The sequence below is a fragment of the Micromonospora sp. NPDC048842 genome, from assembly GCF_040649935.1.
GTDB lineage: Bacteria > Actinomycetota > Actinomycetes > Mycobacteriales > Micromonosporaceae > Micromonospora > Micromonospora hortensis.
In genome coordinates this window covers 23429-43816 of record NZ_JBEZGK010000021.1, presented here as the reverse complement: position 1 = coordinate 43816, position 20388 = coordinate 23429, and the positions used below count along the sequence as shown (strand labels likewise).

The following is a 20388-nucleotide window of genomic DNA, read 5'->3' as shown; positions in this document are numbered from 1 at the left end:
GCACATCAGCTGGCGGATCACACACGTTGATTCTCAGCTGTCAGGCTCCACTTGATCCGTTACGGATCAAGGTCAGATGATCCGTGACAGCTCCGGCTAGAACGATGTTCGTCGGGCACGGTACCGAGGATCGGTGGGGTCGGTGTTTAGGGGAGCTGCCAGTCGGTCTCTCCGCCGGGGCCGACGGTGACGGGCTCGACGCCGGTCCCGGTCAGGCTCCAGGATTCGTACCGAGGGTGTGGGCCGACGTGTAGTTGAAGACCTTCGTCGAAGGTGAGGTGGAGGGCACCTTTGGCACGAATCTCGACGGCGGTGACGGCCCGTCGGAAGAGGTCCAGGGCGGGCGCGAGGGCCGAGCCGCTGCCGGGGTCGAGTTCGTGCCATTCGCCAGCGCGGTCGCGGAGCAGAAATGGTGTCTCGATGACGAGGTCTGCGTCGACCCGGTAACCCTCGTCTGGATCGAGGGCCGAGAAGCTGAGGCGTACCTGATAGTCGAACGCGGTCCGGTCGACGTGGCAGCCGATCAGCGATGCGGGGATCTTCATGACACCTGTCCTGCGCTGTCGGTTGGGGCTGCCCGGCGACGCGGTGCTTCGGGTTTGGAGACCTTGAATCTAGCGATGTTCTTGCTGGTGGTGCGGGCGACTTCGGTGAGCAACTCGTCGCCGTGGTAGATCCGCCAGGTGGTGTCGGCGGTCTCGACGGCGGCGGTGCGCCCGGCGTGGACCATGCCGACGTGGATACGTTGCCCGGCGACGGCCAGGGCACCACGGCCGCTGATCCGTCGCTCGACCCGAACCGGGCCGGTGGGAGGCTGGGGTGGCGGACCGGCGGGCCGGGCGTCGCGGAGGCGGGCCAGCTCGGCCGGGGTGAGCGGGTTGGGCAGGCTCCGCAGTAAGACGCCGTCATCGATGAGCTGCAGTAAGCCGAGGTCGAGGCGGATGGTGACCCGGCGGCCGGCGAAGTGGTAGCCGACGGGATGTTGCCGTCCGGCCAAGCCGACGGCGCCGACGGCGTTGACCGGCCGGCCTGCTGCCTGATAGGCGTAGGCGAGGTTGTTCCGCGACGTCAGCGTGTCCGGGTGCTCGTCACTCAGCACTCGTTCGTACGCGGCCAGCGTCGCCTCGTACAACGGAATCGCCTCACCCAGCCGGCCTGCTGCCTGATAGGCGGCAGCCAGGTTGTTCCGCGACATCAGCGTGTCCGGATGCTCGTCACCCAGCACTCGCTCACGTACGGAAAGCGTCGCCTCGTACAACGGAATCGCCTCACTCAACCGCCCCGCCGCCCTGTAGGCGGCAGCCAGGTTGTTCCGCGACATCAGCGTGTCCGGGTGCTCGGCACCCATTCTTGCGACGGCAGCGGCGACGACGTCTTCGCCTTGGTCGATAGCCGCCGGATACGAACCTTGAGCGGTGTAATGGTACGTCAAACCATTGTTGACACCGACCACGCGGGCAATCAGGTCTTCGCTCATCTCGGCGATCACACCGAGCGCTACTCTCGCGTGCGGGGCGACCACCTGCCACCCGTTCCAGTCGGCAGGATCAGCCGGGTTCAACCGTGCGCTCGCGGCCACGACCATTCCGGCCGCCGCCGCCATCAGCGACGATCGCTGCCCGTCGCGCCCGGCTCGCCATCGGCACACCTCGGCCACCAGCGGATGCACTATCAGCCCATCGCCAGAACCATCCACCCCGGCTGGTGCCCCGTCGATGAGGCCCACCGCGCGCAGGCCCGCCAACCCGGCCGCCATTTCCGCGCGGCCCTCGTCCCCATCAGGTAGCAGCCCCGCTTCCGACAACACCGAGGGGTTCAGCATCGGCATCGGTACCATCGAGCCCGGTCTCAGGAACGACAACACGCGCAACAGGGTGCGCGCCCGTACGCGGCCTTGCCGCTCCAAGGCGTCCAACGAGATCTCCCACGTCGACATGATCAGCCGACGCGGATCCTGTTCCCCCCACCCAGGCGCGCCCTCATCCACCACGCTCAGCGAGCGATCCGTCAACAGATGCAGGTAGCCGTCCAGCCCTACCACTGCCATGCCCGAACCCAGATACGACCCCGCCAGGTGCACTGCCAACGGCAGCCGGCCTAACCGATCCGCCACCGCCGTCGCCGCCTCAATCAGCTCGGGCTCGTCCGCACGGCCCATCCGGTCCAGCAGCATCAACGCCGCCGCCTGCTGATCCAACTCACCCAGCGAGAACCACCCTGCCCGATGCCCCCACACCGCCCGATCAGTCACTCGGGTGGTCACCAAAACGACCCCGGCACCGGCAGACCTCAACCAACCGCTACCACCCGCCACACTCGTACCGCCCGGGTCCAACACTTCAGGCGCATCGGCATTGTCAATGACCAACAACCAGTGGCCGGACAGTCGATTGAGCTGCCCCCATACCACCCCCGCTAACGCCAAATCCGAATCGGCGCTGGTCACCTCCTCTGCCGACGCCCCCGCCTCCCGCGCCACGGCCGACATGCCGGCCACCAATGTCGCCCTGTCCACCGCCGACACCCACCACACCCGCCAGCCGGACGCCTGAGCCTCCCGCGCCGCCGCCAACGCCACAGTGGTCTTCCCGCAACCACCCATCCCCACCAAGACCCGAACCTGCGGCGAATAGGCACCAGGCGGTGCCACGAGGTCACTGACTACACCGTCACGTCCCCGGACGACGACCGGCAACTCCCCTAGCGGTGCACCTATCACACCGGTACCGCTGGGTAGCCCACTGTCCCCTGAGGCTGGCGAGGCATCGAAAATGGACGTAGCCACGGCTGAAGCGCCAGTGGTACGAGCTTCCCGCTCGCGTGGCACCGACACCACCATGATGCTCAACATCGCGAGTACTACCGTCAGGACCAACACCGAAGGAAACGGGTAGTCCTGGATCATGTGCAGGCCCCACGGCCACCGCCGCTCGTCACTGCTCGCCGCGTTGACCGCCAACGCCACCGCCGTGGTCACAACCGCCACCAGAATGAACAACAGGGCCACAAGCCACCGCGACCACGGCTGACCCCGAAAGCTCACCGTCACTCCCTGACGCGACCAAATCACCAAAAGCTGACCGCTCATTGAACCGCATCTCTGAGCAACGGCCCATCCGCCGACAGACCCAGCGAAACCGCCCAACGGCCGACCACCACAAGCAAAATGCTGCCGCGCCGCGTCGCGTCCTGTTACCGGCAACCAGGGTGCATGCGCGGAGAGCCGGTCACACGGCTTGCCGCCCCAGCCCCGAGAAGCCGGGGGCGGTAAGCCGCTTAGCATCCAGGGACCACACGGCATGCGCGATGACAGGCGGCACGCCGTCAGCCATGCGGCCTGATCTTCGGGATAGCGTGCGTGACGTGCGGGAACGCTGACCAAAATGTCCTGGGGGTCAAGGGGTCGTCGGTTCGAGTCCGGCCGTCCCGACCGATTGGCCTGGGGAGATGAAGATCATCCCAGGTAACGGCCGGTAACATACAGTGACGGATGATCTATGTTGACGGTAACCGCCTGGGTGGTTGGCCGTCGACATGCGCCCCTGTAGAGCTCTGACCTGCCGCTTCATCCATATCCTGGATGAAGCGGCACTTGGGTCTCTTGATTCCGCGTCAAGCGCTGCTGATGCCGTCAGCTGTCGCTACGCCGGACGTTTTCGACGATCGCCCGAGGCGAGGCAGGATCGTCGAGGGGTTCTCTGGTCCTGGTCTCCATGAGTTGATCGTGGACGGTGGAGCACCCTGTCATCGCGTCGCCAGAGAGGTCGTGCCATGCGTCGGCGTCGTTCCAGTCCCGCAACCTGCGCCAGCAGGTCTTCCACTCTGCGGTCGTCGAGGCGCTTACGCCCCGGGGAAACCGTGCCGGAGTGGTGGTCGGGGTGGTAACAGTGGTTCGATCTCGGCCCAGAGTTCGTCCGAGACGATCCGCGGCGGCTGCTCACCCCTCCTCACGTTCAGACAGAACGATCCTCGTCTCCCGAGGACACGCCCAACATCACTTCGTGATGGTGTCGATGGTGTACACCACGTCTGGCCCGACGTCATGGCGGGTGATGCCGGGTACGTCGGGGATGTTTAGCAGTGGTTCGTATGGGGTGCCGTGGACCCGGTCGCGCAGCAGGACGACGCTGCGGATACCGAGCTGGTGCAACCGGTCCAGGGCCGGCTGGCTGGGGAAGGTCGCCATGACGTCGCGGATCGCCTGACGGTTGGGTGTGGTGTGACTGGCCGCACCGTTGACCATGGTGGGAAATCCGTCGGTCGACCACAGTAGGACGTGGAGGTCGATGCCGTCGTTGGACGGCAACACCATGATGGGAGCGTGCGCGGACGCTAGCGCCATCGCGGCCGGTTTGGCTGGGGTTTGGGGGTGGTCCAGGTCAGGCACGCCCTCAGCTAGCACGAGGACCAGCAACGGCACGGTCAGCAGACGCGCCGCTTCCACCGACCATTGCGGCTTGGCGCCCTTGCGAGCCACCTCGGCCAGGTGGGTAACCAGGCCGGCCGCGAGGATGGCCAGGCAGAGAGTGGGCCACAAGATCAAGCGACCTGGTGTACGGGATCCATCGAACCCGGGCACGTAAAGATAGAGCAGGTGGTAGATCGGCCCGTTCGTGCCGAGCGCGAACAACACTCCGACGACCGCCCCAGACAGCAGCAGAAGCCGTTGCACCGGTGACCAGCGGGACAGGAACAGGCCGGCGAAGGCCAGTAGATACAGTGCGTACCCGCATAGCAGCACTTTCTCAGTCGGTACGTCACCAAGAGCGGTGCGGGCGTCGTTGTGCAGGGTGCCCCAGGGCAGCGAGGACTGCGGCGCCACGAGAAGTCCGCGCAGTGTCGGGGAGAAGTGCGCGACGTAGTCCCAGTCCCTTGTGACATCTGGGTTGAGCTCGCGCACGTGTTTGTACGCGTACGCGAAGTATCCGGTCACCACGGTGAAGACCAGCCCGCCGATCAGATCACCGACGATCAGCCGGAGGCTGAGGCGTGGGCGGTGGATCAGCCAGGCTGTCAGTGTGATCAGGCATAGGGCGGCGAGGACGTATACGAATCCCAGCCCCACGCCGAAGCCGAGGCTGACCTGCCAGGCCGCAACCAGCCAGCCAGCGAACGCCCAGCCCGGCCGGACTCGTTCGGCAAGGTAGCCGCGGGTGAACGAGAGTCCGTGGCCGCGCGCCAGCATCGCCAGGGCCAGAGTGATACCACCGGTGGAGAGAATATTCAGATGGCCGTCGTGGCCGTAGCGCCAGGGCGCGTAGGCGAGGGCGGCCCCGGCTATCGCGGCGGCGACCTTGTTCGCGCCAAGTTGGCGCAGGAGAGCGTAGCCGCCGAGGAAGGCGAGCGCGAAAGCCAGCACGAACAGGATGTTGTAGCGCAGCACGGCGCCGACTACACCGCTGCCGATCAGCCCTGCCGGGGCATAGCCGAGCAGGCTGTCGTTCAGGGCTAGGCCGTACGTGTCGGGATAGAAGGCGTTGGTATCCCACAGGTCACGCAGACCGTGGGTGAGAGCGTGGCCACCCCATCCCACCAGCCATGCTTGGGCCGTCGGGTCACCCGCGTCACCGACGATGGTGTGGGCCGGGTCGGCGATCGGCACAGTCTTGGCGCCGGCAGTCAGCACGCGAACCGCGTACGGCGGAATCAGCCAGATCATCGCGACAGCGAGGAGCACCGAACCGAGGCTCGCGATACTCAGTTCCCGCCAATGGGGCCTACGTGTCAGCCAGTCCCTCGTGCCTGAACTGGCACGCGCGAGTCGGCTAGTTTGTCCAAGCTCGTTGAGAGTGGCGGCTGATGTGGGGCCTCCTGCCGGTGGCTCTACCTGCGTCATCACATTGACCCTCACTGTCGAACCGCCGCAGTAAATCATGAGCAGAGCGGCGCATGGAGTCAAGACATCGATCAATGCCGTTCCGGTAGCCGGGCCTTACGCTGTTTGTCAAAGGCGCTTGTCACGCAGGAGTCGCGCTCGGTGCAGCGGCGAATGTTGCCGCTGTCGGAACAGGACACGCCAGGTTGCTGCAGGCCCTCGCCCGGGTTCCGGACCCACGGGACGCTGGCGGCCTGATCCAGCCGCTGCCGGGACTGCTCGTGATCGCGGCGGTGGTTCCGGGATCGAGTCGCGTCGTGGAGATCGTCGAATGGGCCGCCGACCTGCCGTAGCCGGCAGACGAGTGATCGCGGTCGACGGCAGGACACTGCGCGGCAGTGGGCCGAACGGGGCCGGAATACCCGATGTGAGATCTCGAGGGCTCTCACCCTCACTGTCGAGCCGCCACGTGACGTTGGTGCGCGATGGCGGGCCGCGTGGGAAAGTTCATCGGTCGTCATCTCTACAGAGGGCTGGAGTGGGTCTGGTCGGGTGAATATCGTCGCCCGTGGTGTCCGCCAGGGCATCGCCGCCGCGTGCTCGCCGACCATCAGCTCGGCACCCGCAGCGGCTACACGGGGAAACGGGGATCTCCATGGAAAGAGTAGGTAGACGCCGTGCTGTCGCGATACTGGCGGTCGGTGCGGCGCTGAGCTGGACCGCGTCACTCACGCCCGCCGTCGCTGGCCCGACGGCCACCCAGACTGCCGTGACCGCGCGGCCAGACACGCAAGCAGGCCAGCGGCTGCTGGGAATGGCACCGGCCAGCGCGCCGCCGGCTGAACTGACCAAGGCCGCAGCACCGAGCCGGCTTGCCGGCGGGCCGCTATCGGTGCAGGAGGCGCAGCAGCTGGCACGGCGCAACGCCCGGCCAGCGCCGCCCGGCACGCCAGGCTTCGACGTCGCCGCCGCTGCAGGGCCGCGGATCCTGCGCGAGCGGTTCAGTCCACCGCATCAGCCTGATGAAGACCTGGTGCGGGAGTGCCAGACAACATCGGCGGCGACCACTGGCCGGGGACACATACGGAACCGGCTAATGTGGTGTGCCCGCTACATCGCCTACGACTACGTTTTCGACACCCGGAACAGGCAAACCGGATTCGTGTACATGCCGGTCATCGCCGTCGGGTACGGCCGCGACGACGGCCAGCGGGACATCACGGTGTTCCTGCGCGCGGAGTCTGTGACCTTCGGCGGCAGCTACACGCCCGCATCGTTGTTCGGTCTCGAGATGGAGTGCTACCGCGATACTCCTGGCTGCGACATCAGCGGCGGCACCTGGCTGATGCCGCTCTCGCTGTGGAAGGAACGGGCCGCCGCCAACCAGTGGGTCACCTGGCACCTCAACTCGGACGAATCGGTGTCGACGCTGCAAGACCAGGCGCTGTACCACGCGTTCAACTTCGAGGTCCAGGCTCAGGACGGCCACACCTCCGACAACGAGAACCAGTACTGGGTCCGGTGCGACTCTGCGACCTACTTCCTGGCCACGCGCACGAAGGCGTGCATCTTCAACGACGTGATCCCGCACCTGCAGTACCGGCTGTACGAGGCTGACGGCACACCGACGCCGGTGCACGCCGTGGCCGCGCACATCCGCGACGCGTTCGCCAGCCCGAACGCCACCTACCCGCTCAAGCCCGACGGCGACAAGGTCATCCCCGGCCGGTATGCCGGACCACTGGACCAGTACCTCGAGCGGGTCCCCACCGGCGGAAGCACGCACACCGACAACGGACGCGAGAAGGACCGGGCGTGTGACCGCACCGCCCCCTACCAGAGCACCGGCCTGCCCAACCCGCCCGGCGATGGCGAACAGTGCGACGAGTATCCGTTTGCCAGCACCCAGCAGGGAGCAGCCAACCCGAACTGGGACTTCTCCGTGCGTGCGGTGCCCACCGGCGACAACAGCCGGGCCGGATCGGCCCTGCGGGACTTCTACCGCGACGACCGGATCCTGTACTCGGAGAACAAGCCATCGGGGGAGTGGGTCGACCTGTTCTTCGTCGAGATCATCGAGTCGTCCGGCGGCGCCGGCGGTGGCACCGGTGAGATCGACCAGGCGCCTGTGGTCGACGCCGGACCCAATGTCACCGGTGACGAGGGCTCGCCGATAACCTTGCACGGCTCGGCCCGCGACCGAGAGTCCACCCCGTCGGTGACCTGGACCTACACCGCCGGCGACAACGTCGATGCCGGCGCCACCTGCCAGTTCACCGCCGCCCATGACCCCCAGACCGCGATCAGCTGTACCGACGACGGCACGTTCACTGTCACCCTGACCGCCGACGACGGGTTCAACGTGCCGGTGTCCGACACCACCGTGGTGACCGTGCACAACGTCGCACCGCAGGTCACCGTGACCGGTCCCGATCCCTGGCAGCTGTTCAAGGCCCGTACGCCGGTGACCGTCACCGCCACCTTCACCGATCCGGGCAGCAACGACACCCACACCTGTGCGGTGAACTGGGACGACGGCACCACCGGCACCGCCGCCGCCAGCGCGGACACCTGCACCCTGCGGCGCAGCTTCGCCCACGCCGGCATGTACACGCTCGACGTGACCGTCACCGACGACGACGGCGGCAGCGACGCCACCACCGTCATGGTCGTGGTCTACGACCCGGACGGCGGCTGGACAAACGTCGACGCCGCCACCGAGACACCAGCCGGCGCGGTGGACGGCACCGACACCACAGCGTGGACGTGGGCGCACCTGACCGCCCGCTACTACACCCAGGCCGGTCCACCCACCGGCGAGGCCAAACTCTGGATTCCCGACGTGATCCGCATGGAGCCCACCTCCCGGTTGGAATGGCTGGTGGTCACCCCCGACGGGAAGGTGGCCGCGAAGGGCACCAGCACGACCACCACCGGCGCAGGCGTCGGGTTCCTCGTGTACGGCTACCGAGGCTGTCCCGCTGCCGGCCCGAACTGTCAGCCCGGCCCCGATCGCATACGGGCCGTGCTCTGGCCTACCAGCAGCGGAGCAATCCCCCGTGACACGATCACCTACGACAACCGGCGCGGCGCCGACTACGACGTGGACCGGTTCCTGCCCACGCCGGTAACCGCCGGAGCGGTGCAGATCCACCACTAATAGCCTGACCGTCCGCTAGCGTTCGGTGTGGGCCGGCCCGTCATAACCGCGCCGGCCCGCACCGAACATGATGGACACGAGCTACGGAGGTCTGCGTGGCGAGCCGGCTGGGCAGCATCAACGCCACCCCCATGCCCGAGCGCTGCCTGATCACCATCATCGGTGCGGACTTCGACGTGTTCGGCTACCCCGAGACCACCGCCCACCTGCTCTGCTGGGCCGGCACCGAACAGATCCACCTGTTCAGCGCGATCAGCAGCGGCCACCGTGCCCACGTCACAGTCGAAGCCTGGGACGGCCCCGCACCAGCGGAGACGGATGAGTGGGAGGCCCACGGCCGCGCCGAACTGCGCTCCACCAGCGGCACGCTGTGCATCAGCGCCCTGGACGAGCGGCTGCTCACCCCACCCCTGCCAATCGGCGAACCGGGAACATACACCGTAGACGTCCACGCCATCGGCCGACATCGGCTGCGCACCCTGTACGGGCAGGACGCCTGGTACGGCGACGAGCCCCCGACCGGTGTCGAACGATTCCGGGTCCGCGTCTGGCCACAGCCTTAACCACCTCGCGCGGGTCCTCCCCAACGATGCAGAGAGGACCACAGGCCGCCTCTGCCCACCGGGGCTGCCCCCGCGTCGGGGTCCGGCATGGGCGTGGTCACGCTGCGGCGGCATCCTGGCACCGGCCGCCCGAATGGGTCGGCCCCGACAGATCACCTCGCACGACCGCGACGGCCACCACCTGCTCGGCCCGGCGGCGGCGCATCCGCAGCACCGCCGCGGCGGGTGAGCGGGTCGGGCAGCCGACCGGATCTTACGTAGTCGAAGTAGTCCTCGGCGGCGACGCCGACGTTCGTCCAACGCTCGCGTACCGCGTCCGTGACCCGTTCGGCGGTGGCGAGGGCTTCGATAGCATCTACGACCTCGGCGACTAGTTCGCCGGCGTCGTCGGCATGGGGATCCAGCGGCGGGAACTCCAGCAGATCGCCGAAGTGCTCATCGCCGATGTCCCAGCTGAGGTAGACCATCACCGCGTACCGGCCGTTGCGCCCGGGCTCGATGGCGACCCAGCGGACGCCTCGACGCTCGCCGTTGAAGGTCGGGCCAAGGAACTGCTCGATCGAGGACGACCGGCGCAACGCGCCGACCGCGAACGATTCGCTCAGGTATCGCACCGGGCGAGGCTAACGCAGCCCGCGCGTAGCGTGCCCTTATCAGGTTTGGCTCTGGACCCCGCCGAACCACGGCGGATGCTTCGCCCATGCCCAGCACTTGTGCGCCGCCGGCAGGCAGTTGTGATGCACCTGGCGGTTCAAGCGCACGGAATCCCTCGCTATAGCTCAATCCAGTAGCGCCGGGCGGGACCGAATTTGGTGTCCCGGATGCCCTCGAACAGGCCGCCGCACCGCTCAATCGTCCTGACCGAGGCGACATTGGCGGTCGCGCAGACCGCCAGTACCCGATCCAGGCCGAGCACTCGGGCCTCGTCAAGCATTCGGCCAAGAGCCCAGGTGGCCAACCCGCAGCGGCGCGCCGAGGGCCGGATGCCGTAGCCGATGTGGCCAGCCCACTGCACGTAGTCGCTCGGCCCGCGCCGCAGCGCGACCCCTCCGAGCACTCGCTCGCTGTCGACGATCCATCGATACGTGCAGCGCACATTGTCGGCGTCGATCGGCGACGCCGGGTTCGAATCGTCGGTGAGCCGTGCCACCCAGGCCGCGAACCCGACCGGCGAGTCGACTTCGTCGGACGGGACCAGCCCGAAACCGTCCTCGTGCTGCCCGGGGCCCCATTCCGCGTGCGCCTCGAGCCAGGCGATGTGCAGGCGGGTGGTGGGCGCGATCAGTTCCGGCATCCGGCAACGGTGCCGGCAAGATTGCAAGGGTCTAGCTGACCGATGAGGGCCGAACCTCTCGTCATCGATCGATAGATTGGAGCGGAGGACCGGAGGTGGTGGGTCGCCCGGTGCGGCTGCCGAGGAAGGGCTGCCACAGGTTCGGTCAGTACGCATGCCGTGAGGCGGGCGCGGCACGGCGGCGGGGCCAGCGGGGACAATCAGACCTGGCGGGTTTCTGTGCGGGACCCCCCGTTTACCCCCGAAAACCCCGCCAATCAATAACGAAGATGACAAGAAGCGATGTGCGCCTGACGGTGTCTCTGCAGCTACCCCCACTGGTGGAGCAGCCATCCAACGAGGGCACGGGTGCGGTAGGCGGTGGTGTGCTCGGTCCCTCCCCGCCAGCCGTCGATACCGGCGGGTGTGACGCTGGCCCGCTGGGCGCGGCACGCCTCGACGCTGCTGTCCGGCGGTGGCGGGTGCCGGGACCGCCGGTGCCGCGCGGGAGCTGATGAGCCACCGGTTCGGCTCGGCCGGGCGACGGCCGTCCCTTATCGACCGGAGGAGACGTTCCCACCCCCTGACCGAGGTGCTCGCGGCCGTACGCCCGGAGACGCCACCCGGCTCGGGTTCCGCAAGAGCAGCGCCAGCTTCCCGATCGTCGAGCCCGTGCTGCGCGACGTTCCCTGAGCTCGTCGAGCGCCTGGTGTGTGTACCGCTGGGACTGGTCTCCACCACCAGCTTCGACCAGTGGTATCCGGAACAGAGCCGGTATCCGGCAGCCCTCGGGCACGACGGGGCGGCGGGGCGCTGGAGGACGGCTGGCGTACCCGCGCGGAGGACGACACCGGCGGCGGCGCCGAGTACGGCCACGGCGGCCGGACCCGCGGGCTACCGCGCCGGCACGTTCGCCCGGTTCGACAGCGACACGGGCTTCGTCGTGCTCACCAACGCCGAATCCGCTAAGCGGGGTCGGGTCGCTGGTGGCCGACGCGCTGCGCCGGCCCGGCACCGCGGGCCTCGCCGCGCGCTGGCCCGGCGCGGGCGCCGCCGACCCCGCCGTCGTATAGGGCTCGTATAGCCGCCGACGGCACTCTCGACCTGCCCGACAAAGGGCGCGCCCCTCCTAGCCGGCGCGCCTCGAACCGAACGGAGCCGACATGCCGAATGCCGACCTGACCGTTGGCCTTGACGCCGCCCGCAAGCAGGAGATCAAGACGATCGTCTGCGACATCCTCGAGCTCGAGGAGGACGAGGTCAGCGAGACCAGCCTGTTCAAGGAGGACCACGAGGCGGACTCGCTGAGCGCCATCGAGATCCTCGCCGCCCTCGAGCGCAGCCAGCGCGTGACCATCGACCAGGCCGAGCTGAGCCGGATGGTCAACCTCCAGGGCATCTACCAGGTCGTCGAGCAGGCCTCGCGCCGCTGACCGCCCGGCCCCGACCGCAGATGGGTGAGATGATGCAGCACGCTCCAGCACCGGGCGCCACGCGCCGCCGGGTCGTCATCACCGGCCTCGGTGTCATCACCAGCATTGGCACCGGCGTCGAAGCCTTCGCGTCGGGGCTGCGGGAGGGGCGCAGCGGCGTCAAGGCGATCACCGCCTTCGACACCGCCGGCTTCGCCCACGCCCAGGGCTGCGAGGTGGACGACTTCGAGCCGGAGGCCTGGATCCAGCGCCTCGATCCCGCGGAGCTGGGCCGGGCGAGCCAGTTCTCGGTCGCCGCCGCCCGGATGGCCGTCGCGGACGCCGGCCTCACCGAGGAAGACGTCCGCGCCCGCCGGTGCCTGGTCTCCGTCGGCACCACCGACGGGGAGTCCCGCGACCTCGACGAGCTGGTCGAGGCGGGGCTCCGCGACGGGCCGGAGTCCTACGACCCGGTGCGGGCCCGGCGGGTCTCGGCCGGCCGGCTGTCTGCCGGCATCGTCCGCGAGCTCGCGCTCGAGGACGTCGAGGCCGTGACCATCCCGACCGCGTGCGCGGCGGGCAACTACGCGGTTGGGTCCGGGTACGACGCCCTCAGCAGCGGCGATGTCGACATCGCCGTGTGCGGCGGTGCGGACGCCATGTGCCGCAAGACGTTCACGGGTTTCTACCGGCTCGGCACCATCGCCCCGGAGCTGTGCCGCCCGTTCGACCGGGACCGCGAGGGCATCCTCACCGGCGAGGGCGCCGGGATCCTGGTGATGGAGAGCCTCGACTCCGCGCTGGCCCGCGGCGCGCGCATCTACGCCGAGGTGCTCGGGTACGGGCTCGCCTGCGACGCGCTGCACCCCGTCGCGCCCGACCGGGACAGCATCGCGCGTACGGTGCGCAACGCCCACCGGCACGCGGGTGTCACCGCCGACCAGATTGACTTCGTCTCGGCGCACGGCACCGGCACCAAGGCCAACGACGTCACCGAGTGCGGGGCGCTGCGGCAGGTGTTCGGCGACGACGCCGTGCCGCGCACCATCTCGATCAAGTCGATGATCGGGCACAGCATGGGTGCCGCCAGCGCGGTGGCCGCCGCGGCCTGCGCCATCTCGGTCTCTCGCGGTTTCATCCCGCCGACCGTCAACCACCGCGTCACCGACCCCGAGTGCGCGGTGGACTGCGTGCCCAACAAGGCGCTCGACATGGAGCTGGACATCGTGCAGAACAATGCGCTCGCCTTCGGTGGCAACAATGCCGTGCTCATCATGCGTCGGTACCGGAGCGCGGCATGAGCTGGATCGTGACCGGCATGGGCGCGGTCGCCAGCGTCGGCGCCGACGCGGAGGAGATGTTCTCCGCTCTGGTCGCCGGCCGCAGCGGCATCGACGAGCTGCGCGGCTTCGACCGCAGCCGGTTCCGGGCGCAGGTCGCGTACGAGATCGACGACCGCCCCGAACTCGGCTCCGACGAGCCGCTGCGGGCCACCCGCTGGCTCGTGCAGGCCGTCGCGGCGGCGGCCGCCGACGCGGGGCTGGGCGACGACCTGAGCGAGGTACCGGTCCTGGTCGGCACCACCCTGCGCGAGCTGCGCTCGGTCGAGCTGTCCTGGCGCGACAAGATCCCGTTCCACGTACGGGATCTGCACTTCGGCACGGCGCTGCGGCAGCACTTCCGGGCCGCCGACACGCACACCGTCGTCAACGCCTGCTCCGCCTCGCTGTATGCTCTCGCACTCGGCGCCGACCTGCTCGACCTCGGGCACGCGGACACGGTGGTGATCGCCGGCGTGGACACCCTCACCGAGAGCACGTACGGCCTGCTGGACCGCTGCTATCCCGAGGCCCCCGACCGCGTACGCCCCTTCGACCGCAATCGCCGCGGCATGCTGCAGGGCGAGGGCGCCGTCGCGATCGTGCTGCGCCGGGAGGCCGCCGGTCCCGGTCCCGCGCCCCGGATCCACGCGAGGGTGCGTGGTGTCGCGGTCAACTGCGACGCGTACCACCCGTCCGCCCCGGAGGCCAAGAGCATCGCCGCGGTCACCGAGGAGGCCCACCGCCGTGCCGGGATCACTCCGGGCGACATCGACCTCGTGCTGCTGCACGGTACCGGCACGCCGCTCAACGACGAGGCGGAGTCGGAGGCGATCAGCGCGGTCTTCGCCGGGGTGGAGCCGATGCCGCACATGACCGCCATCAAGTCCATGACCGGCCACACCGCCGGGGCGTCGGGGCTGCACAGCCTGGTCGCCGCGGTGCTGGCGATGCGCCGCGGCGTCGTGCCGCCGGTGCTCGGCCTCACCGACCCGGTCGAGGCGGTCTCCGGGTTCCGGCTGGCGCGCGGCGTGGCCGTACGGCCCGCCGAGCCGATGCGCCTTGCCCAGATCGACTCCTTCGGCTTCGGCGGCCTCAACGCCGTGGCCGTCATCGAGAGCACGGAGGACCGACCATGACGCCCGAAGGCCGGCGCGCGGTGGTGACCGGGCTCGGGCTCGCCGTCGCCGGTCTCGACGACGCGGGCGATCTGCTGCAGCCGCGCGGGGACCGGCGGGACCCCGCCCCCGCCGACCCGGTGCGCCGGCTCACCGGCCGCGGACTGCGCTACAAGGACCGCGCTACCAAGCTGGCCCTGGTCGCCGGCCGTGACGCGCTGCGCTCGGCCGGTCTGGTCGGCGAGGACGACCGGGCGACCGTGCCCGGCGAGCGGGTCGGCGTGGTCGTCAGCACCAACCTCGGCAACGTCGACACCGTCTGCGACACAGTGCAGGCGATCGCGGAACACACCTACCTCGGTACCAGCCCGATGACGCTGCCCGCGACCTCCAGCAACGTCGTCGCGTCGTGGCTGGCGATCACGTACGGCTTCCGCGCAGCGAACCTGACCCTGTGCAACGGGCAGACCTCCGGCCTCGACGCCGTGCACTGGGCGGCGCTGCTGATCGCCGCGGGGCGTGCCGATCGGGTGCTGGTCGCCGGGGCCGAGCCCGACAACGCGCCGGTCCGCCACGTCCTGTCCAGCTCCGGTGTCACTGCGGAGCCGTTCGACGGCGCGGCGGCGCTGGTGCTCGAAGCCGAGTCGGCAGCCCTCGACCGGGGCGTACGGCCGTTGGCCGTCGTCGGGCGCTACGCGCGGCGCGCCTCGCTCACGACGGCCGTCGCCCAGGTGACCGCGGGAGCGGCCCCGGTCGGGCTGTGGTGTCTGCCGGAGCGTGGGTCGGCTCCTATGGGAGACATCGTGACGGGCGCGCACCGCATCGACCTGTCGGCGACGTTCGGACCCGCCTCCGGCGCGCTGGGTGTCCTGCAGTGCGTGGCCGCGGCGGCGTGGCTGGGCGGCCCGCACTCGGGGTCCGTGCTCGCCACCGCCGGCATCGGCGACGCGGGAGGCGAGGACGCGGCCGCCGCGGTCGTCCTATCCTCGTACGGGCCGTGACGGCGACGGCCGCACGGCTGATCCGCCCGGCCACCTCCGACGCACCGCAGCGGGTGCTGCTGCTCTCCGGCCTGGCGGGCAACGACGCGATGTGGGAGCCGTTCGCGGGCGGGCTCCCGGGCGGCGCCGAGGTGTGGATGGCAGAGCTGCCGTGGAGCTCGTTCAGCGAACCGGCGTGGAGTCACCGCGGCGACCCCGCGGAGTGGATCGGCCGCTCGCTGGCTGCGATGTCGGGCACAGTGGACATCGTCGTCGCGCACTCCTTCGCGGTGCCGCTGACGCTGGAGTGGCTTGCCCGCACTGCGGACCGGCCCCGCTCGGCCATGGTGCTGGCGCCCTTCCACCGCGCCACCCCCGGCGATTTCACCTGGGACACCGCCTCGACGTACCTCAACGGCTTCCACCGGATCCTTGAGGAGGGGCTGCGGGTACGGTCCGCCGGCCGGCTCGGGGACGACGTCGTCGCGGGGATGGCCCGGCGGGTGCGGGACCGGATCGGGCCGTACGGCTGGACCCGGTTCTTCGACGCGTACCTGCGTACCCCGTTCCTCGACGTCGCCGCGCTGGATCTGCCCGTGCGGATCGTGGCCGGCGCCGACGACTTCTGCGCGCCGCCCGGCGATGCCGCGGCCCTCGCGGCGCGCCTGCCCGACGCCCGGCTGGAGATCCTCACCGGCTGCGGCCACTTCCCGATGGCCGAGCGACCCGGGCACTGCGCCGGCGTCGCCGGGGACCTGCTGCGGGAGCTTCCCCGCCTGACCACCACCTCAAGGAGCTGACGTGACCCTGACCCCGACGCCGTCGCTGACGGAGCCGTCCGAGCTGACGATCCGGCCCCGCTACGAGGGCTCCAACATCTGCACCTGGATCGGCTTCAAGCACGTCAACTACCTCGTCGAGGAGTCGGTGCTGAACCACCTGCGCGAGGGCGGGTTGCCGCCGGGCGCGATCTACGAGACGTACGGCCTGTGCACCGACCTCGTGGACATCGACACGCGCATCGTGCACGCCCTGCACATCGACGACGTCGTAACCGCCACGGTCCGCCCGCACCGGCGCGCCCGCGACGGCGAGCTGCTGTTCGGGGTGGTGCTGCAGGTCGCCCGGGAGGAGGGCCTGGTCAAGGCCGCCACGTCGACCGTACGGGTGCAACTGCGCCACGACCCCCGCGGCGGTAAAGACCAGCCGATCCCGGCCGTGCTGCGGCCGCATGTCGTGTCGCAGCTGGGCGCGGCTCCCGGCTGGGCCGTCGAGGCGCCCGAGGTCAACCTCGACGCCGACGACCTGATCAAGCAGCTGACCGCCGGCAGCAACGCCTTCGCCTGGAAGTGGCGCATGCCGTACTGGTACTGCCACTTCACGGAGCGCGTACAGATGTCGGGCTACCTGCGGCTCATGGAGGAGGTCGTGGACCTTTTCCTCGAGGACCGCGGCGTGTCCATCAAGACGCTGCTGGACGAGCAGAACTGGATCCCGGTCGTGCCGCGCTCGCGGATCACCGTCGTCGACGAGGCCCGCATGGAGGAGGACCTCTACACGGTCTTCACCGTCGAGGAGGTTTTCAAGGACGTCACGTACACGGCCCGGATGGACACGTACGTCGTGCGCGACGGCGCCCTGGTGCACACCTCCACGGGCACCATCACCCACGGGTACGCCCTCATCGAGAACCGCCGCGACTGGAGCCTGGTCACCTTCGACGACCGGATGAACGCCGCCCTGGCCGGTACGTCGGCATGACCACCGACGTCATGGTCACCGGTATCGGCGCCGTCTCGTGCCACGGCACCGGCGCGGACGCGTTGTGGAAGGCCATGACGGACGCCGCGGCGCGCCGCCCCGACCGCCCCGCCGATCCGCCGGCGGTGATGGACCGCCCGCTGATCCACCTCGCCCCGGGCGGGGATCTGACCGGCGCGCGCGCGACCCGGTTCGCGGTCGCTGCGGCCCGGGAGGCGTGGCGCGACGCCGGGCTGGGCCCCGCTGAGGCCGGTGCCGGGGTGGCGGTCGTCGTCGGCAGTTGCATGGGCGAGCCGGGCATCAACGAGAGCGACCGGCGCGGGGATGTCGCACCGGAACAGGGTTGGCTGCCGCCGTTCCGGCTCGCGGCCGGGGTCGCCGGGGCGCTCGGGGTGCTCGGCACCGCCCAGGACATCGCCAACGCCTGCGCCGCCGGCGGGTACGCCCTCGGCGCCGCGGCGGACATGATCCGCGCGGGCGAGGCCTCCGTGGTCGTCGCCGGTGGCGCGGACGCGTACTCGCGGGTGGCGCTGGGCTGTTTCAACCGGCTTGGCGCCGTCGACCCGCAGCGGTGCCGCCCCTTCGACCGGAACCGGGGCGGCACGGTCTTCGCCGAGGGCGCGGCAATGCTCGTCCTCGAGTCGCGTGAGCACGCCGAGGCGCGCGGAGCCGCCGTGCCCGGCCGTGGCCTGCGGCTCGCCGGCACGGCCTGGAGCTGCGATGCGGGGCATCCAACGGCGCCCGAGCCAGAGGCGGAACAGATCGTGCGCGCGATGAGCGAGGCGATCGCCGAGGCCGGCGGCGCCGAGGGGATCGGCTGCGTCGTGCCGCACGGCACCGGCACCCGACTCAACGACGCGCTGGAGAGCCGGGCGCTGCACCGGGTGCTGGGCGCCCGCGCCGCCCGCGTACCGCTCTACAGCCTGAAGGCGTTGCTGGGTCATGCGGGCGGGGCGTCCGGCGCGCTCGGTGCCGTGGCGGGCGCCCAGATCCTGCGGCACGGCAGCGTCCCGCCCAACGTGCGCCTCGACGAGCAGGACGAGGAATGCGACGTGTCGCTGCCCCAGGACGGGCCGGTCCCACTCGACGGGGGCCGGGTGCTGGTGAACGCGTACGGCTTCGGCGGCAACAACATGTCCCTGGTCCTGGAGGCGGCATGAGCGCCGTTGCGGTGACCGCGGTCGCGGTGGTGAGCCCCGGCGGCGACAGCGCCACGGCGGCGCTGGGCGGCACGGGCACGGTGGCCGGCTGGTTCGACCACCGCACCCGCCTAGGTGCGCGGGGATATCGCTACCTGCCGCCCGCGGCCCAGTACGCGCTCGCCGCGGCCCGGCACGCCGCCGGCGGCACGGGCCTGGCCGAGGTCCCGGAGGTACGCCGCGGACTGGCGCTGGCCACCAACGGCGGACTGGGACGCCTCTTCGACGACATGGACCGCCAGGTCACCAGTGCGGAAGGCGCGGCGGGGCTGGCGCCCGTGAGCGCGCCGTACTTCGCGGTGAACGTCCTGGGCAACCGGGTCGCCGCTGACCACGGCCTGAAGGCGTTCGCGCTGACCATGGCCTCCCCGCGGACAGCCGCGATGGATGCCGTGGAGGCGGGCGCCCGCGCACTGCGGGCCGGTCGCTGCGACGTGGCCCTGGTGGCCGCCACCGAGCAGCACCTGCCGGACGCCGGCTCGGATTCGGCCCCGGGTGAGGAGGGCGCGGTCGCCTTCGTGCTCGAGGCGGGCGACGGCCGGCAGGAAACGCCTGTTCTCCGGGCGGGATCGCTGTTCGTGCCGCCACAATTCCTCGCCGACCCCGGCGGCACGGAACGGGCCGCCGTCGCCATCAGGGCCGCCGTCCGGCGGGTCACCGGCGATGCGGCGCCCGGCCTGCGGGTGCGGCTGATTCTCGACGGCTCGGGCCTTGCGGAGTTGACAGCGAGTACGGTGCCCGCCGCCCTGGTCGGTCCGGACGTCATCCAGCACCGCACCGAGTCACCGCTGGGCTGCCTGACCCCAGCCCTGCACCTTGCCGACGCCCTCACCGGCGAGCCGGGCGACACCCTGCTCGTCACCGCCGTCCACGACGGACATCTCGCGATCACCCTGGCGTGCCGCCCCGGCGCACGCCGTCGGTCCCCCGGACAGGAGTCCCGGCCATGCTGAAGTCCCTCTCCGGCACGTGGTGCCTCGTCCTCGGCGCGTCCAGCGGGATCGGCCGGCAGATCTGCCTGGGCCTGGCCCGCGAGGGCGTGCACGTGGCCGGGGTCCACTTCGACACCGCCGCCCGCCAGGACGAGGTGGCGGAGCTGGTGACCCAGCTGCGCGACTTCGACGTGCGCGCCGAGTTCTTCAACGCCAACGCGGCGAGCCGCGAGACGCGTACCCGGGTCGTCGCCGCCCTGCGCGAGCTCACCGGCGGGACCGGCATCCACCTTCTCGTGCACTCCCTGGCCTTCGGTTCGCTGGTCCCGTTCCTGCCGCGCGACGGCTGGGACAAGACGCTGTCCTCACGGCAGCTGGAGATGACAGCAGACGTGATGGCGCACAGCCTCGTCTACTGGACCCAGGACCTGCACGCCGCGGGCCTGCTGCGCCCGGGCGCGAAGGTGTTCGCGATGACGAGCGCCGGGGTCGGGCAGGCGCTGCCGAGCTACGGCGCGGTGTCCGCGGCGAAGGCGGCGCTGGAGTCGCACGTGCGGCAGCTCGCCTGCGAGCTCGCGCCGCACCGGGTCGCGGTCAACGCGCTGCGGGCGGGCGTCACAGTCACTCCCGCCCTCCAGCGCATCCCCGAGCACGCCGGCTACGTCGCCCGCGCCGCGGAGAACAACCCGCACGGGCGGCTCACCCAGCCGGAGGACGTCGCCGAGGCGGTGGCGCTGCTGGCGCGCACCGATTCGTCCTGGATCACCGGCAACACGATCGGCGTCGACGGCGGGGAGTTCCATGCGGCCGCCGGCGCCTGGGGACCGTCCCCCTCGTAGCCCTGCGGAAGCTGAGG

At 70.2% G+C, this 20388-nt stretch carries 16 protein-coding genes; 11 read left to right on the top strand and 5 right to left on the bottom strand.

From position 1 onward, the window contains the following. Nucleotides 1-146: 146 nt before the first annotated feature. The 3 genes from AB0C19_RS25175 to AB0C19_RS25165 all read right to left on the bottom strand — a co-directional run bounded on the left by AB0C19_RS25175 (nt 147) and on the right by AB0C19_RS25165 (nt 5677). Nucleotides 147-545 carry a DUF6188 family protein gene (locus AB0C19_RS25175; protein ID WP_357189249.1) on the bottom strand — a complete coding sequence of 133 codons (399 nt, stop codon included), beginning with the start codon at nt 543-545 and terminating at the stop codon, nt 147-149. Continuing rightward, on the bottom strand, nt 542-3088 hold the full coding sequence (locus AB0C19_RS25170; RefSeq protein ID WP_357189247.1) for a tetratricopeptide repeat protein: 2547 nt from the start codon (nt 3086-3088) through the stop codon (nt 542-544). Before AB0C19_RS25170 ends, AB0C19_RS25175 begins: the two co-directional genes overlap by 4 nt. 906 nt (nt 3089-3994) lie before the next feature. Then, nucleotides 3995-5677, bottom strand: a complete 1683-nt coding sequence (locus tag AB0C19_RS25165; protein WP_357189245.1) for a hypothetical protein — start codon at nt 5675-5677, stop codon at nt 3995-3997. Nucleotides 5678-6983: 1306 nt separating this feature from the next. Between AB0C19_RS25165 and AB0C19_RS25160 the strand changes: the two genes are divergently transcribed. Continuing rightward, nucleotides 6984-8975 carry a PKD domain-containing protein gene (locus AB0C19_RS25160; protein ID WP_357189243.1) on the top strand — a complete coding sequence of 664 codons (1992 nt, stop codon included), beginning with the start codon at nt 6984-6986 and terminating at the stop codon, nt 8973-8975. Between the two features lie 95 nt (nt 8976-9070). After that, nucleotides 9071-9538 carry a hypothetical protein gene (locus AB0C19_RS25155; RefSeq protein ID WP_357189241.1) on the top strand — a complete coding sequence of 156 codons (468 nt, stop codon included), beginning with the start codon at nt 9071-9073 and terminating at the stop codon, nt 9536-9538. A gap of 152 nt (nt 9539-9690) precedes the next feature. Here AB0C19_RS25155 and AB0C19_RS25150 read toward each other — a convergent pair whose 3' ends face one another. Both AB0C19_RS25150 and AB0C19_RS25145 read right to left on the bottom strand, forming a co-directional pair. Next, nucleotides 9691-10152 carry a hypothetical protein gene (locus AB0C19_RS25150; protein ID WP_357189239.1) on the bottom strand — a complete coding sequence of 154 codons (462 nt, stop codon included), beginning with the start codon at nt 10150-10152 and terminating at the stop codon, nt 9691-9693. 158 nt (nt 10153-10310) lie between these two features. Further along, nucleotides 10311-10832 carry a GNAT family N-acetyltransferase gene (locus tag AB0C19_RS25145; RefSeq protein WP_357189237.1) on the bottom strand — a complete coding sequence of 174 codons (522 nt, stop codon included), beginning with the start codon at nt 10830-10832 and terminating at the stop codon, nt 10311-10313. 1142 nt (nt 10833-11974) lie between these two features. Here AB0C19_RS25145 and AB0C19_RS25140 point away from each other — a divergent pair. From AB0C19_RS25140 to AB0C19_RS25100, 9 genes are read left to right on the top strand one after another with little or no spacing between them, the layout of a single operon-like run. Further along, nucleotides 11975-12244 carry an acyl carrier protein gene (locus tag AB0C19_RS25140; RefSeq protein WP_180200199.1) on the top strand — a complete coding sequence of 90 codons (270 nt, stop codon included), beginning with the start codon at nt 11975-11977 and terminating at the stop codon, nt 12242-12244. Nucleotides 12245-12276: 32 nt separating this feature from the next. Beyond that, nucleotides 12277-13524 (top strand): beta-ketoacyl-[acyl-carrier-protein] synthase family protein, encoded by a 1248-nt coding sequence (locus tag AB0C19_RS25135; RefSeq protein ID WP_357189234.1) that lies wholly within the window; start codon nt 12277-12279, stop codon nt 13522-13524. Beyond that, entirely contained in the window at nt 13521-14681 is a 1161-nt protein-coding gene (locus tag AB0C19_RS25130; RefSeq protein ID WP_357189232.1) for a beta-ketoacyl synthase N-terminal-like domain-containing protein, read from the top strand. The genes AB0C19_RS25135 and AB0C19_RS25130 overlap by 4 nt, the downstream gene beginning before the upstream one ends. After that, entirely contained in the window at nt 14678-15661 is a 984-nt protein-coding gene (locus AB0C19_RS25125) for a beta-ketoacyl synthase N-terminal-like domain-containing protein (RefSeq protein WP_357189230.1), read from the top strand. The genes AB0C19_RS25130 and AB0C19_RS25125 overlap by 4 nt, the downstream gene beginning before the upstream one ends. Next, nucleotides 15658-16440 (top strand): alpha/beta hydrolase, encoded by a 783-nt coding sequence (locus tag AB0C19_RS25120; protein WP_357189228.1) that lies wholly within the window; start codon nt 15658-15660, stop codon nt 16438-16440. The genes AB0C19_RS25125 and AB0C19_RS25120 overlap by 4 nt, the downstream gene beginning before the upstream one ends. Nucleotide 16441: 1 nt before the next feature. After that, nucleotides 16442-17401 (top strand): thioesterase, encoded by a 960-nt coding sequence (locus AB0C19_RS25115; RefSeq protein ID WP_357189225.1) that lies wholly within the window; start codon nt 16442-16444, stop codon nt 17399-17401. Then, nucleotides 17398-18561: a beta-ketoacyl synthase N-terminal-like domain-containing protein gene (locus AB0C19_RS25110; protein WP_357189223.1), complete on the top strand. Its 1164-nt coding sequence runs from the start codon at nt 17398-17400 to the stop codon at nt 18559-18561. Before AB0C19_RS25115 ends, AB0C19_RS25110 begins: the two co-directional genes overlap by 4 nt. Continuing rightward, nucleotides 18558-19553, top strand: a complete 996-nt coding sequence (locus AB0C19_RS25105; RefSeq protein ID WP_357189221.1) for a beta-ketoacyl synthase N-terminal-like domain-containing protein — start codon at nt 18558-18560, stop codon at nt 19551-19553. The genes AB0C19_RS25110 and AB0C19_RS25105 overlap by 4 nt, the downstream gene beginning before the upstream one ends. After that, nucleotides 19547-20371 (top strand): SDR family oxidoreductase, encoded by an 825-nt coding sequence (locus AB0C19_RS25100; RefSeq protein WP_357189219.1) that lies wholly within the window; start codon nt 19547-19549, stop codon nt 20369-20371. The genes AB0C19_RS25105 and AB0C19_RS25100 overlap by 7 nt, the downstream gene beginning before the upstream one ends. Nucleotides 20372-20388: the final 17 nt, after the last annotated feature.